Raw genomic sequence first — 14,760 nt, forward strand, 5'->3', positions numbered from 1 at the left:
GACTTCAAAACGGCGATGATCTGGTGTTCGGTGAATCGGGCTTTACGCATGGCGATCTCCTCAGCCGGACATAATCAGTATGTCAGAAGATCTCTAAAAGTGAATGATTCGGTTTACCGGGATACTTACAATTTATTCGCGCGATCCCGGCAGAACCCAGCATAGCGGCATTGAAACGCTCTATCATGCGAAACATGCAGAACTCACGTTTGCCTCGTGAGGTCATTAGCATAATCGTTAAGATGAGATTGAGCTACTCAATAAGAATTCAATTTGGGAGCAGTGGTCGCTCTGTGTTGAACGATTAAGCAGCATATTTAACATAGCGTCTGTTTTCTTTCTGCACTACACAAAGAAAGATTAGAAAAAATCTGAAAATCAGAGGTTGACTACTCTTGTAAGGAGTAGTCATGTACCGTCCTCTCAACGAGGCCTGTTCGAAGGCCTCAGGGATGAGGCCATCAAAGTGGCTGTGGCGATTAACTTAAACAGGTAGTACAGTAGGAGAATGGACGGCTCAACCTCATCATTTAAATGAATAAAGTATCCTATTTTTATCTTCTTTTGCTTCTGACATGCTTTGTGCCGCACGCTGTAAATGCTCAGACAGCAGCGAACGGAGGTTCACTGCTTGGCACCTCAACCCCAGCAGTGAGCACATACACTGAGAACAAGGTACATGAGGGAAAAGTAAATAAAAACAAATATTTAAAATATCAAAAACTATTAGTATTAAATTCTTTGGTTAATGATCAGAAAAAACAGATTCAATCCATGCAGGATAAAATTGAAAACAGTAATGGTCTCAATTTTGCCGTATGGACAGGAATTTTATTAGCTTCTGTTGCAGTAATCCTAACTGTCCTAGGGATCGTAATGGCATTATTCTCATTTTTAGGTTATAAGAAAATGATCAATAGTGCTCAAGATGCGGCCACAAAAATTTCTACAGAAAAAGCGCCAGTAGTGACTGAAAGTGTATTGCTCAAGTTGATAGATCAAGGAAACTTTTACGCTGTAATTTTTAGCGTAGTACAAAAAGTAACCTATCGTGGGATTGAATTTTCATCTGGAGATATGCTTGAGGATAATAAACAGGAGGGAGTAGAATGAAATTAACAAACTCAAATGAATGGGTTTCTCTCACCGAAGAACAAACCTCATTAATAAGAAAACATCAACTTTAACTTCCAATTTCCAATTGCAGTTGGAGCCATAGCAAAAGCATTAGGGATTACTGTAAAAAGATCTACTTTAGCTGCTGGAATATCAGGTGAAATAAAAGAAGAAGATGGAAATGTGGTAATTAGGGTAAATAGACATGATGTCAAAGAACGTCAACGTTTTACACTTGCCCATGAAATAGCTCATTTTCTACTTCACCGAGACCGCATCGGTGATGGAATTACTGATGATATTTTATACCGTTCGAAGCTATCGGATTTCATGGAGGTTCAAGCAAATCGTTTAGCTGCGGACATACTTATGCCGGGTCATCTTATTCAACCAAAACTTAAAGAATTTACAGAACTAAGGGATGAGGAAAAATATAAGAAATTAGCTGATATGGCAGAGGTATCTACTACAGCTATAAAAATTCGTCTTGGTAAAATTTGAGGGGGGGGGGGAATGTTTTTATTAGATGAGTTATTTAATTTTAAATATGCACCCATTCTTTCTTTGAGTCCTTCTGAAATGGAAGCATTATAGCAACTTCCTGAAAAAGATAAGGAATTGATCTTGCCTATATTTTCATTAAAAGGATGGATGAGTTCTCAGATACTAGAGAATTCTTTAAAAAAATAAAGAAAACGATTGGAGACAGGAAGTGGATCGCACATTTTGATAAAGAATATTTGTCTGGTAATAAACACTATCTGCTCACAGGAACTTATCCCAGAGAGGTTTTTAATCAACTGGTAGAGTTAAAAAAACCAAGTGAAGGATATAAAAACTGGTACTTTTTTTTGAAAGAAATTCCAGAAGCTATTCCAACCGTATTTCTTGATGACTTAGCACAACTTGAAAATCAGTTAACAAATTTAGCTAGTTTGGATAGGGGACTAGTATTTGTATTTGAAGTAAAGAAACTAGCTCTAACATCTTACATTGAAATCATTAATACCATTACTAAATTAAAAATAAATGATATCTTTTTTGTGTATGATTTAGGCACAATTGGAAGTGAATATAATGATTATTATCAGCCTTTTATAAATCTAATAAATAGAACAAAAGGGATAATTTCATTTGCACGAATTACTATTTTAGGCACATCATTCCCATTTAACTTTGCAGGTTATCATAGAGGGGAGAATTCTATTTATGAAAGATTATTATTCAACAAAATAAAAAGTGCTGTTGCTTTTTACCCAATCATCTATTCTGATCGAGGGAGTGCAAGGATTGAAAAATAATCTGGTGGTGGAAATCTCTCGCCCCCAAGGATAGATTATCCTTTAAAAAATGATTGGCGTTTTATCCGACGCGAATTCAAAGATCCTAAATCTCCAGAAGATGGAGAGAAAGAATACCTCTACTATCTCTGTGCTAAAGAAATTATGCAGCAGGAGTATTGGTCGAAGAGTTTGCATTTATGGGGCACGCAGATGATTGAATTAACATCAAAGCAAGAAAAGTTTGGAATAAACACACCACAAAAAGCTACTGCGGTCAGAATTAATCTTCATTTATATACTCAGTTACATTATGATCATGAAGAAATTGATACCGATGAGAATTGGGTAGATTAAAAATCTTCCGAGCCGAAGATTTAATTATTATTAATAACTTTCTTCGGCATCTGTCTATTTTAACTGTTCTAACACACTACCTTGAACTAGAGCATGTGTGTGTTTTATTTTAGAATAATGACTTAAAAAGTCCAAATCGTTAATAGTTACTTTATTTCCTACATTTATGTTCTCTAGAAAATTGGTCGATGTTAACTTGAATCTCTGAGACAGTATATCTATCACAAAGGATTTTAACTTTTCATACGAAATCTTATTAAGATTATCTGTTAAAATCGTTTTTATTTCTTTCTTACCACCCGTACCTAATTGTATATTAAAGGCACTAGCCAACTTTCTCATGTCTTGTACTCTTAGCAAATCAAGATAATTAGCTTTACTCTCAATTCTCGAAGCTTTTCCTCTTTTTTTATGGTTATTTTTTGTTCTATAACCTCCCAAACTTTAATGTCATCACTTACTAAATTTAATATATTATCCAGATGTTTAGGTGTTGTAACAACGATGGTTTTATCAAAGTATTGACGGTATTTTTCCAATTGACTTGATAGCCTGTACAGGCTATCAGCATCGCTTTTTATTTCATAAGCCATTATTTTTTTATTAGTTAAAACTGCAAGATCTAATCGTCTTGAAAAAGAGTCAATTGTTAACTCATTAATTACAGTAACATTTTTATTTAATTCACTTTTATTAAGCAAATAATTTAATACGGTTTTCTTTATTTCTTTCTCTAAGGTGTTAAAATTGCTCATACTACCGCCATTAAAATAATTTCACCTTATAAGTATCAACTAAAAATTCTCTTAGGCAAGCATTTTTACACCCCTTAAAGGGCTGCAATCTGAGTTAACTATATAATCCGTATACCATTGTATCAGCCTCTCTCTACCCTTCAAGACATTGCTCATAGTTGTAACTCCTATGCAACGCGTCCTTATCTACATGTGTTAGCTGTGTTTCAATCCACACCGAGTCAAAGTCTTCTTCATGCAGAATGGTGCTCATGGTATGGCAGAAACCATGCCCCGTCAGTCTTCCTTTATACCCCAAAACTCAATCATCTGCTTAATGCTGTCCTTTGAGCCTAGCTGTATCGGTTTGTCAGGTTGTTAGCCTCATTAGGGCTCCAAATGGTGGAAATTTTGCCCCCAGAATACACCTGATTCTGATAGGGACCGTTGATTTTGGGAAAATACCTACTATCACCATTTTTGCAGTAAAGCGGCGTAACATAAGGTCAAGGATAGGTTGCCCTCATAGCAACTTGCCCTACGTCAATTAATAGCAGGTATAGCTATATAAGGTGTCACGATTTAGTTTAGTCGTTGAGCATGAAAGAAAACTGTTCAATAAGTGTACAATCCATATGAAGATTGCTCTGCGTTTAAAAATTAAGCAGCTTATTCAGCATAGAGTCTGTTTACGGTGTACTTAAGGGTGTAGTTAATCTAAAACAAGATTAAATAAAACCTTTATAAAACAAATGATTTATGCCTCCACTCGATATTCAGATTCAGGCTTTTTTTCATCTCGCAAATTGTAATAGCGAGCTGACAGCCCTGGACAGGCAACTACCTGACAACCTGCAACGTCACATGCAGCAGGTATTCCACCTCAAAATCTCCCGAGCCGCTTCTCGCAGAGAAATGGATATCGCCCACATAACTCCCTGGCGGCAAGGTCGCATTATCGTCAGCCGAGAAAACCAGCTCAGCATCCATACCATTCCCGACCTTGGCGCAGCCAATAGCGTCATTTAGCGGCCTGAGCTTACAGCCAGAATGGCGATATCCTCTGAATTTCACCGTATAGCGATTTTCATCCGCTTGGTTGGTCAGCGTCGCGACTAAAGCCTGATCGCTACGCGATGACCAGACCAATTGCTGAGGGCCAAGGGTCGGTGCTTTTGCGACAAACCCTAATGATGAATACCCCTTGACCGGTACCGAGCGATATCTGACACCTTCACTCGCGATATCCCAGGAATCCTCAATAAATCCCATGGTTTTGACGCTGATATCACTCACGCTGGAATGGTTAATAGCAGCGGTAACCGTCACCTTACCTTTATCAACACTTTTTAAGCTGGCACTGGCGATACCCTGCGCAGATGTTGGTGTCTTGCTGGCGGACAAGTGACCAAATGAATGACGCCATTGCACTATGGCATTGGGAACAGGGTTACCGTGCGCATCGCTAATCAAGGCAGTAAACTTAATATAATCAATGCCATCACCTGTCAGTAAGGATTTATCCGCAGACAGAGACTCGACCTTGGCAGTTGTCACATAGGCCTTAAGCGCAAATCTTGCCGATAATGATGCCATCGCCACGCCATCAAGCCGTGGCGTTACTGAATACACGCCCGCTTTCGTTCACCTTACTGTGGCAATATAACGTCCAGCCTCCCCGCTTTCACTGATTGCACTGAGAGCCACTTCACCAGTAGGAGGGGGCTCCCCCTGCTGATTTCGTAGCCGGAAGGAAAGATGGCTGGTCATGTTACTCAAGGGTCTACCGTTACTGTCTTTTAGATTGAGGACGATGTTGATACTGCTCGTATTGTTCGCCACGGCTGAAGCCGGCATCACCGAAAACGCGCTGCGGGCAGTATCCGAGGACATACGCATCATAGCCATTGCGGGCGCATGAACGCGTACCCAGGATTTCCCCTGATTCGAGCGATGTCCCTGGGTATCGACAGCAACGGCGCAAACGCGATAGCAGTTCTGGGGTTGACCGCTGTCCTTATAGTTCGGTAACACCACTGCATAATTTTGGTATCCGCGCGGCAAAATTTTTCCGCCAGCAGCGATCAACGCCGGTGCAGACCACTCCAGGCAAGCGAGTTTATCGGTGGCATTCACTTCAACATTGAGTGGCTTTTGCTCTCCGGAATACCCATCTACCGCCCGGATCATGCTCAAAAAGAGGCGTTGCACCTTGCTGTACTCAAGCACCAGATGATTTTTACGCGTCACAAGATCGTAACGCTACTTCGGCAAATGGCGAGTCGAACGAACCGCTTCAGGATCAAGCTGCCGCTCCCAAGGCAGACTAAACTGATAGTGAAATTGCAGGCCAAAACGTCTGTCACTACTGCCAGCTTTCCTGCTACGCTGCTCTGCGCTCAAGGTCATCAGTGGGAAGGGGGTATAGCTTACGCCCGCACCAATCGCATGTGGGTTATGCTGGCGATCGTCTTTACCAAACAGTACCACCTGCTCGCCATAAAACTGTTCATACAGTAGTTTCACACCAAGTTGGGGCCAATCAGGTAAAAAGGCCTCCGTGTGAATATCCCACCCATTCGCAGGACGCTCCCGTTCATTACCATACGGCGCTTTCCAATTGCTAAGGCGCAGGTAACTGTTCACACCCAGCTTCAGGAAATCACGCCAATACTCTACGCCAATCCCCGCACGCACATGATGATGGGAAAAATCGTAGTCGAGAAAACTGTTGCCCCCCACCACCGCGCTGTGCGTGACGTGACGCATGCCTAAACCCAGGTTTGCCTCCACACGTTTATCGATATGGCAGGATACTGCCCTGAGTGAAAATAAGATTGTCCTGCCGGTCCCGCAAAGGAAGCAGTAAATCAACCTGCGATTTTTTAAGCAAAGAGGCATTATTCGCATCGAGTTGCACACGAGCAGTACCAAAACGACTTAGCCAATGCTGAAACCCACTACCCGCCTGATCAATAGCAATGCGATGCAGTTCAGTAATAGCGGTATCGCGCCTTGGATCGTCAGCGAGAAAAGGGCCAACCCGGAGGGCTAATTGGGCAACCTGATGCGAACGTTCATTATCTGGAATTAGCAGGGAAGGCTCAGTACAGATGATAATCTGTACCGCTTGATGCCAAAGGCAACGCTGGAATAATCAGTTTCTCACCAGGTTGAAGATCATCAAATTCATATAAGAAACTCCGTGATTCATTTAATTTTCGCAATACCTCCATACTGACATGCAGATTTTTTGCCACGGATTGTAGTGATTCACCTATTTTCAACGTATATAGCGTAGTAGGTAGAGAAGAAAGGTGCTCGGAATCAGTGAAAATTTGATGAGTAGATTGTGCATATGAAGAGAAGATCGGGCCACCCAGAGCGAACATAAACAAGAAGGCGCGCTGTGAGTAAATAGGATTTACTCTTAAAAACTGCAGTAAATGGCAAAAGAAATCACGCACAAGCATGCACTTCACCTGTAATTCCGAAAATAATGAATACAGGAAATGACAGGTAAATAAAAATAGAGAAACAGCATCATCACATTATGAAACTATTCTTACAATCCTGTCTTACCATCGTAGCGTTTCGGTGATCATTCAGTAGGAGGGTAGAACAAAATCAGCGATAATTCTTTCAAAAAATGCCCCAGTATCACCATGATGATTATAAGCAAATAAATAAAAAGATAAAAAATTACAACCAATTGATTATAATGAGTTATTTTATAAAAACATCAAGGTGCAACTATAATCAAAACAATAATTTTCCTTTTCATTCAAAATTTTTCTGGCAAATCGGAAACTGAGATAAGCTTCCCTTCTTTTATTTCAATATACCCCCCTTTTTTCAACTCGGATAGTATTATCATGACATGGCTACGGGACAACCCTGTTAGCTTGGTAATAATCGAGGCTATGCCAAATTGCATTCTAAAATCCAGAGGTTTATCAATATAATGCAATAATATGCTTCTTATCACCTGATAGCTGTCAGGTTTCCCGGATATCAAGTCCCTTTGGTATAATTCGTTCAGGTTAGCGATCATAACGTAGATAAGACACTCCTCCAGGTGGTTCTCTTTTATTATTTTCTGTAGTTTATTAACATCGCTTTGATAAATAACTGTTTCATGGCTTCCAGTAAAATAAACAGGGAAATAGGCGTCATACAAAAAGTTAACACCAAAGAAAACGGGGGCGTGTAGATGCCCAAGAAGAATATCTTCATTTTTTCTATACACAGAGATAAATCTAGATGATACATAAAAAAATGACATTAAATCCTGTTTACCCTTGGTATTTTTCACACTCACCATATGAGGTAACAAATGACTTTTCAATATATTTGTCTTACTGCTCAATTTTTTTTAAACAATGGGCAGCGTTTGTCTTCATAATTATATAACATGCTAGATTCCTACCTTATCTTAAAAACCGGTCTTCACTTTGAAGAATTGAATCGAATAAAAACAATAACATCATATTTTATTGGCATAGATACCGATATTAAGCAATTTTAATATTTTTACAAAAATGGTGGGATCAATGTTTTTTTCTATTACCAAATGCGGACAAAGCCTATTTATATAAAAATTGCTTTTATTTTTACTCTCAATTAAGAAAACAATCTTTTTTTTCTGAAACAGAATGGACTGAGGCTAAAAAATCCTCAGATATAATCCAGATTCTCTGCAAAGGATCAATGATGAGAATATCGATGCTCTGCCGTTTCAAAAGATCGATAACATCTTGTTGTGTTGCAGCAATATAAATTGGTTCAAAGGTATCAAGTAGCGCCTTGGCACCAAGAACAAAGAAAGAATCCAAATCATAGAAAACAATATTACTTGGCATAGTGAAACTCTGATTAAGGTATAATACAGTCTCTAAGTTTTCTCACACCTAATTTTGCGAAAAATCGGCGCTTATAGGTCATGATTATTTTTTCTTTAATTTTCAATTACTTTGATATATTCCTGACACTTACACCGCCAGTCATCATAGACAAGATGTTATTTTCTCTTGGGCTAAGCACTTTCTGTATAGTCACCTTTTTATCCGGTACTACTTTCGAATCAATGAGTCGGTAACCCGCAAAAAATAGATCAATAATATTTTCATAGAGATGGAAGGGGTTTCTCTTATCGACAACAGACAGGTCTTTACTAATACTAAGATCTACACACCCCTCGGTGAAAAGCAGGACTCTCACACCCAACGAATAGCATTTGATCTTGAAGAGTTCTCTTTTCCTTTCACAATCCAGGATATCATCCGTCACGATGATAAGAGATGGAGCATCACTAACAAGCTGAGTGAAAAATTGACGATAATTTTTTACATGTACGTATTGAATGTTTTTTTCAGTAATATGTCAGAAACTGTTTTACAGAAAAACGAATCTCGACCAAAGAGCAAGACGTTATTTATTACCATAAATCCTCCGCTACGTATTCATCGCGAGATTTAACTTTCTCACTTGCCGCACAGGCGTAACGTTGATCATCCTAAAGTTGCCTAATCCAACAAAGGGCAACCAGACCGATATCATGAAAAGACGCGAATGAACATCTACGGGTTCAGATCGCATCCAGCTATAGCGGAAAGGATTTGAATATTCTTCTTCTCTGCACAAGAGCACCACTCTACGGGGTGACCTAAAACAAGTGTAGCTCAAGTATCAAGATAGTGAAGCGGGACACTTTCACTAATGGTTATTATAAACATGCTACTATAGCGTACTGCATTTACATGATCTCTCGCCCTTAACAAACATGGAATCACATATAATGATGGTGCTTACCGCTCGGTTAAAAAGCTAATTTACGGCGCGTCATCTCACGAGGTTGTGGTAAGCCGCTTTTATACCGAGTAGTACATGACATACGATAAACACACATCACTTCATTCAATACGTTCCGCCCTTTAGCAAAAACGCCAACATTATCCCTAATCTCACTGAGCCCTTGCCGGGAAGCTTTCGTCTTTTCGTCCTCAGCACAGCGGTATTCAGTGACAAGGACAACGTTAATGCAACGCTTTCCTGACACTCAAAAAGCCAACAATTTCACTCGCAGCACAAAACACATCAGCAAAACGTGACACTTTATCACAAAAGAATAAAATCTGAATTCAGATAATTCTTGTTTTTAATACCTGCTCATATCAGCCCAAGAATTCGAGATTTTCACCGATATCCTGAAAGAGATCAGTCAATGTCAAAGAATACAGACATTTTAAATTCAATAAAAACAAAACCAAATCGATTCTACCTGTCTGCTCCTACTCGGTCACTGTCTCATTTAAGACACAAGAAAGAAAAATATATCTCATACTTGACGGTAAAAATGCGCATTGAAAACACTAAATTCGGCCAGACACGCACCTTGCTCCCTGGCTGACAATTACAACGATTATTAAACGGAAAATAAATAAACCAGTAATAACCGCTAAGTCCATGACTATTTCCCTATAAAAATTTGCAATTAATTGAGCGAAAAATGACAAAAAAAGTTTATATTAACGACCATAAAAATACACAGATAGAGGGTTATCACATTCATTAACCCTAAACAAATCAAAATATATCAAATAGTTATAGAAAACCGGAGAAGAAAGACCTTTTTGCCAACATGTTATTTTTAACAAATATGATAACGAGATTCATTTCTCACATTAGCCATACAAAATATAAAAACGTCACAGATCGCTATCAGTCGGCAACACAGAAAAAACTTTACCACCAGGGCCAATGAGATGAAAGAGCCACATTCCATATCCAACGTTTTTGATGCAGCGCTATTAAGCCTTGATATCGTTTTCAGTGATTATGAAAAAGTGTGTATCTCCTTATCTGGAGGGAAAAGTTCAACAGTATTATTACACCTCGCCGCTACGGTTGCTAAAGCTCACGGTAAGAAAATCACAGTATTGTTTATTGATCAGGAAGCTCAACATACGCAAACTATTTCGCATATACAACGCTTGAAACAGCTATATCGCGAGGTAATTGAACATTTTTATTGAATTGCGCTGCCGCTCACAACTGAAAATAACCAGCCCTATCACTCACGCACCTGGATATCTTGGGAAGGTAACGTTGAATGGTGGAGAATTCCCCCAGCAGACACTATTACTGATCAACATCTCTTTCCGTTTTACCATTATGCGATGACAGAGAGCAATTTTACCTCTGGGTTTCTGAATTGGCTCTCTTCTGGAAAAAACCTCGCCTTCATCATGGGAACACTGTCCAATGGGGACGCCAATAACGATAGTCAACCGACACAAAAAAGCTATGGCGAAGATAGCAACGAACTCCTGTCTACATCAGAGACCAGCAGCCAGATTCATACGCTCTATCCTCTGTTTGATTGGCAGTCACAAGAATCTGGTTATTTAACAGCCTGTCAAAAGCGCCTTACAACCCCTTGTATGACCTCATGTATCGCTCAGGTGCACCACGTAGCAACATGAAAATACAGGAGCCTTTCGAACAACAAACCACAGAAATTTTTCCGTGTAAGGCAGACCATCCGCAACAGGCCACGTTTAGCCGTGCTAGCCCGTGTGATAACGCCCGCAAACCCAGCGAAGGGACATGGCAAAACCATGCCACATTTCTCTTGAACTCAATGCCGCAGAAAATGGCAGATCAATTCCGCGTCAACATCGCTCAGTACCTCCGTTGGCACCGTTCGCGCGGCTTTCTGACGTGCATACCGGATGAAGAGGCATGTGCTACCGAGGAGCACGATATCGTGTCGTGGGAAAAGATTTGCGCCATGATCCTGAATAACGATTATCGCAGCCTGGCTCTGACTGCCTCATCCTCACCTTCAGAGGACGCGACGTTTTGCTGTAACAGAAAGAAATCACGCAGAAGACACAGTAATAACAATGAAGCCATCTTTCTGTAATATCCGCGCTCATCTTTAAGGAACCCGATCGCTGCGGGATATGCCCTACTGGTTATAGAAGTGCGCCCAGACTTTGATCAATACAAACGCAGAAGCGCTCCAACAGACCACTGCGGATAGCAGTGCCAACGGCAGCTTCATGGATGCAGTAAAATAGTAGAGCGATATCAGGTAAATCAGATAGAGAATGATCGACCAGATGCCAAACAGAATGGTGGCTCGCAGCGCTTCTGTACAGCGCTCTGTCCCCACTATGTAGTGGGCAATTAAGGCAAAGGTCGGAAACAGCGGGATCACCCCCGCAATATAGTAGTGTCTGGTCTTAGCCAAAATACCAATCAGCACAACAATGGCAGCGCCAAGAATGGCTTTGATTAACAGAGACATTGCAGATTTACCGTGCGGTGATAAGATCATCAGGTGTAACAGAAAAGGAAGAAAAAATACAGGAGCAACCGCTGTGTCACCAAAGCCGATACAGCATGATGATTGCCACCCCAGCATACGCGCTGAGGTGGAATAATCGGCGGTGTGTTTAGACGCTCTTCAGTCGTAGCGTGGTCATACAGATTTGACTGTCATCATAAGTAGCGAAAGGTGCCTGAGCGACACGTCCCTGATAGGTTACCTCAATGGTTCCTTCAGTATTGCGCGGCAACCAGACCCCTACAAAACCATTCTGATAGCTCGTCACGTTTTTATGCACAATGACAGCGCCCTGCTTGTCAGTAATTTTGACGTTGAATGCCGTGTTGGCCAACTCTCCCTGGTAGCCCGACAAGCTGTGATTAAAGCAAGGGTGTGTTTGCTGCACATAGGGTGCAAACGACAAATAAAACTTGTCGCTCAGCGGATAAACATACTTCTGTTCCCCTTGAGTCAGCATCAATTGAGTCGCATTGATCGATGCAGAATAAGGCATAGGCCGCGATTGTGTCGATTGGTCAATGGTGTTGACCATTTGTTCAACCGTTTTGCCCGCTAACCCCTCCTGTGCCAAAAATGATGTGGCATCAGCCTGTACTGCACCACTCAAGGACAACGTCAGCAATATCGCCATGGTACGCGTATTCATCGTAAGACTCCGTCAGTCGATATAATTAATACCGATGCTAAACCATACCTCAGCTTAAAGACCAGACTATTAGTATGCTTATGTGCGCTACAATTGACGCAAACGCTGAATAAAAGGCCCAGACTCATTAATCACCGTCTGAGTGGACGGTCGGCAAAGACACTCTAGCGAAATGGCGCCTTGATAATGAGACTGCCGCAATTGGCAGTAGATATCATCAAACGGCAAGTGACCATAGCCAGGAAAAGCACGGTTAGAATCAGCAAAATGCACATGCCGCAAGCGAGACCCCATCAATGTAATGTCACGGTCTTCGATGTTACCATGAAACACATCCCACAAAATGCCAACCTGTGGCGGTGAGCCAATAAGGTCAAGAAACTGCATCATATCTTCTGCACTATTAAGGTGTTCGGCCTCATAGCGATTCAGTGCTTCAATGATCAGTGTCACGCCGCGTGCGTGCGCATAGTCCAGACAAGGAGCAAGCCCCTGGGCCAAAAGCTGGCAATAACGCGTTGCGCTCAATCCCGTATCCGCCACGCGCAACGAACCAATCGTGACATGAGATCCCAACACCACTGCCGCATCAATATGCTCAAAAATACGCTGGCGCGTACGGCGCAGAATTTCCGGATCCTGTGCCAGCAGCGATAGCCCTTCTCGCTTGCGCGCCTGCCCGCTGGCAATGGTGGTGCAGCCCAGTCCGTGCGAAGCTAACGCATCAGCTATCCGTGCAATATCGATCCCCTGATAATCCGCAATACACAGCTCCGCGGCGTCAAATCCACTTGCTTTCAGCCATGCCAAGCCACTGTTGAGATCGGCCGCGCTAAATGGAGAAAAGGGCGCATCGTACTGGCAAGTCAGTGTTGCACTAAACGTAATCATTATCGTATTCCGTACCTTGACTATCCCGATGAAACCGTATTCCCCGACGCATGGCCGGGGCGTTCATTACTTGCTTAAAGTGCGTTATTTCGTGGCACGTTTCAGGATACGATCGGCACTTTTCGCGAAAGAAGATGCCGCGTCTTTTACGGACAGGTTCCCCTGATCGATTTTCTGGATGGTTTCATGGTACAGCGCCACAAACTGCGGGTTATCAAAATGGGGAGACGTCGGAATGGCATGCGGCAAGGCCATGAACGATTTCAGTCCGGCCACTACAATATTGTTTTCCTTGATGGTGCCATCCTGTACCAATTGCTGGTATGCCGAGTTACTGAGCGGTACGCCGCGCTCCAACCCTATCTCCTTGACACCCGCCGCCTCATTCATCAGGAAATTGACCAGCAAAGCGGCCTCTTCAGGATGTTTGGTGGAGCGTCCGATACTGAGCATCATGGTCGGTTTGAAGAACAATCCCGCATCTTTGGCTCCCGACAGCATAAAGAAAGGGCTAAGATCCAACTTGTTATAAGGAGGCTGTAGGTTGGCTTCATACATGGTGGCATTGGTGTTCCACATGTAGATCCCCCCAATTGCCCGCTAATCCAGGGCTTCATCTCCCAGGTATTGGCTTTTCCGTAGGAGGCCAGCACACGCATTGACGGGAAAACGTGGCTGTCGACCAAATCTTTATACAGTTGGAAGAACTCTTCCCACTGGGCTGGCGTATAGGTGAATTTCCCCGCTTTATCGTCGATCGCGGAGATGTTGTATTTCTGCACCATATAGGAATGCAGCAGCGTTAACGACTCCATGTAATCCAGCACCAGCGGGTAGCTGTTTTCATCCTTGGCGTTGAACGCCTTACCCGCCGCTTTTAGTTCATCTCAACTGTTGGGGTAGGCTACCCCCATCTCTTGCCACAGCTTCTGGTTGTAGTAGAAGCTACGTGCGGTGGCCGCCACGGGAATACCGTTCAACTTGCCAGCAACCGACACACTCGCCAGCGACTGGGAATCGTACTGCGTCAAATCCAGCGTTTTAGCCACTTTGCGCAAATCATAAAAACCATTCCCATCTTTAGAGAAAATCGGCAGACAGTTCCAGTTGGTTTGGATGACATCCGGCTCCTGACCGCCAGCAATCTGGGTGGTAAAACGGGATAAATAGCCCTCCCATCCCGAGTATTCCGCCTGAACCTTGATATTCGGGTACTGTTGTTCAAACGCTTTTATCGCCTGGAGCGTTGCCTGGTGCCGGTTGTTTCCTCCCCACCAGGAAAATCTCAACTCCACGTTTTCCGCGTACGCCATACCGGATGTGGCAAGCAGCAGGGCTGCGGCAAGCGTGACTGGTTTCATCAACATAGCTAAATCCTCT

At 42.2% G+C, this 14,760-nt stretch carries 14 protein-coding genes and 4 pseudogenes; 5 read left to right on the forward strand and 13 right to left on the reverse strand.

Annotated features, from left to right (window positions below):
• The first annotated feature begins 534 nt into the window (after positions 1 to 534).
• The 3 genes and pseudogenes from CS369_RS18690 (at position 535) to CS369_RS18700 (ending at position 2,753) form a co-directional block, all read left to right on the forward strand.
• Positions 535 to 1,113 (forward strand): hypothetical protein, encoded by a 579-nt coding sequence (locus tag CS369_RS18690; protein ID WP_196908251.1) that lies wholly within the window; start codon positions 535 to 537, stop codon positions 1,111 to 1,113.
• Positions 1,114 to 1,278: 165 nt separating this feature from the next.
• Entirely contained in the window at positions 1,279 to 1,617 is a 339-nt protein-coding gene (locus CS369_RS18695; RefSeq protein WP_244665103.1) for an ImmA/IrrE family metallo-endopeptidase, read from the forward strand.
• 146 nt (positions 1,618 to 1,763) lie between these two features.
• Positions 1,764 to 2,753 (forward strand): annotated as a pseudogene (locus tag CS369_RS18700) (protein beta).
• Between the two features lie 54 nt (positions 2,754 to 2,807).
• Here the strand turns inward: CS369_RS18700 and CS369_RS24025 are convergent.
• The 9 genes and pseudogenes from CS369_RS24025 to CS369_RS18740 all read right to left on the reverse strand — a co-directional run bounded on the left by CS369_RS24025 (position 2,808) and on the right by CS369_RS18740 (position 8,349).
• Positions 2,808 to 3,095 (reverse strand): hypothetical protein, encoded by a 288-nt coding sequence (locus CS369_RS24025; protein WP_244665099.1) that lies wholly within the window; start codon positions 3,093 to 3,095, stop codon positions 2,808 to 2,810.
• An 11-nt stretch (positions 3,096 to 3,106) separates the two neighbouring features.
• A complete protein-coding gene (locus CS369_RS24030) occupies positions 3,107 to 3,508 on the reverse strand; it encodes a sce7726 family protein (RefSeq protein WP_244665100.1) in 402 nt (133 codons plus the stop codon).
• Positions 3,509 to 3,559: 51 nt separating this feature from the next.
• A pseudogene (locus CS369_RS25325) lies at positions 3,560 to 3,856 on the reverse strand (integrase); the annotation flags it as partial.
• Positions 3,857 to 4,327: 471 nt separating this feature from the next.
• Positions 4,328 to 5,119, reverse strand: coding sequence for an Ig-like domain-containing protein (locus CS369_RS18710; RefSeq protein WP_196908252.1), 792 nt, complete (start codon positions 5,117 to 5,119; stop codon positions 4,328 to 4,330).
• Positions 5,120 to 5,131: 12 nt separating this feature from the next.
• The gene (locus CS369_RS18715; RefSeq protein WP_196908253.1) at positions 5,132 to 5,737 is read right to left on the reverse strand and encodes an Ig-like domain-containing protein; all 606 of its coding nucleotides are present in this window, start codon (positions 5,735 to 5,737) and stop codon (positions 5,132 to 5,134) included.
• A 12-nt stretch (positions 5,738 to 5,749) separates the two neighbouring features.
• Positions 5,750 to 6,479, reverse strand: a pseudogene (locus CS369_RS18720) (inverse autotransporter beta domain-containing protein).
• A gap of 112 nt (positions 6,480 to 6,591) precedes the next feature.
• Positions 6,592 to 6,960 (reverse strand): LysM peptidoglycan-binding domain-containing protein, encoded by a 369-nt coding sequence (locus CS369_RS18730; protein ID WP_196908255.1) that lies wholly within the window; start codon positions 6,958 to 6,960, stop codon positions 6,592 to 6,594.
• Between the two features lie 311 nt (positions 6,961 to 7,271).
• Positions 7,272 to 7,802, reverse strand: a complete 531-nt coding sequence (locus tag CS369_RS18735; protein WP_196908256.1) for a helix-turn-helix domain-containing protein — start codon at positions 7,800 to 7,802, stop codon at positions 7,272 to 7,274.
• Between the two features lie 304 nt (positions 7,803 to 8,106).
• Complete coding sequence (locus CS369_RS18740; RefSeq protein ID WP_196908257.1) at positions 8,107 to 8,349, reverse strand: hypothetical protein; 243 nt, start codon at positions 8,347 to 8,349, stop codon at positions 8,107 to 8,109.
• A gap of 1,902 nt (positions 8,350 to 10,251) precedes the next feature.
• Here CS369_RS18740 and CS369_RS18745 point away from each other — a divergent pair.
• Both CS369_RS18745 and CS369_RS18750 read left to right on the forward strand, forming a co-directional pair.
• The gene (locus tag CS369_RS18745; RefSeq protein ID WP_196908258.1) at positions 10,252 to 10,521 is read left to right on the forward strand and encodes a phosphoadenosine phosphosulfate reductase family protein; all 270 of its coding nucleotides are present in this window, start codon (positions 10,252 to 10,254) and stop codon (positions 10,519 to 10,521) included.
• A gap of 446 nt (positions 10,522 to 10,967) precedes the next feature.
• Positions 10,968 to 11,414: a hypothetical protein gene (locus CS369_RS18750; protein ID WP_196908259.1), complete on the forward strand. Its 447-nt coding sequence runs from the start codon at positions 10,968 to 10,970 to the stop codon at positions 11,412 to 11,414.
• Between the two features lie 45 nt (positions 11,415 to 11,459).
• On the opposite strand, the gene CS369_RS18755 is transcribed toward CS369_RS18750, so the two are convergent.
• From CS369_RS18755 to CS369_RS18770, 4 genes and pseudogenes are all read right to left on the reverse strand, one after another.
• Positions 11,460 to 11,801: a GlpM family protein gene (locus CS369_RS18755; protein ID WP_196908260.1), complete on the reverse strand. Its 342-nt coding sequence runs from the start codon at positions 11,799 to 11,801 to the stop codon at positions 11,460 to 11,462.
• A 148-nt stretch (positions 11,802 to 11,949) separates the two neighbouring features.
• Positions 11,950 to 12,489, reverse strand: coding sequence for a copper-binding periplasmic metallochaperone CueP (cueP, locus tag CS369_RS18760; protein WP_196908261.1), 540 nt, complete (start codon positions 12,487 to 12,489; stop codon positions 11,950 to 11,952).
• Positions 12,490 to 12,576: 87 nt separating this feature from the next.
• Positions 12,577 to 13,380: a sugar phosphate isomerase/epimerase gene (locus tag CS369_RS18765; RefSeq protein WP_196908262.1), complete on the reverse strand. Its 804-nt coding sequence runs from the start codon at positions 13,378 to 13,380 to the stop codon at positions 12,577 to 12,579.
• A gap of 84 nt (positions 13,381 to 13,464) precedes the next feature.
• Positions 13,465 to 14,741, reverse strand: a pseudogene (locus CS369_RS18770) (ABC transporter substrate-binding protein).
• Positions 14,742 to 14,760: the final 19 nt, after the last annotated feature.

The sequence above is a fragment of the Candidatus Symbiopectobacterium sp. 'North America' genome, assembly GCF_015762685.1.
Classification (GTDB): Bacteria; Pseudomonadota; Gammaproteobacteria; order Enterobacterales; family Enterobacteriaceae; genus Symbiopectobacterium.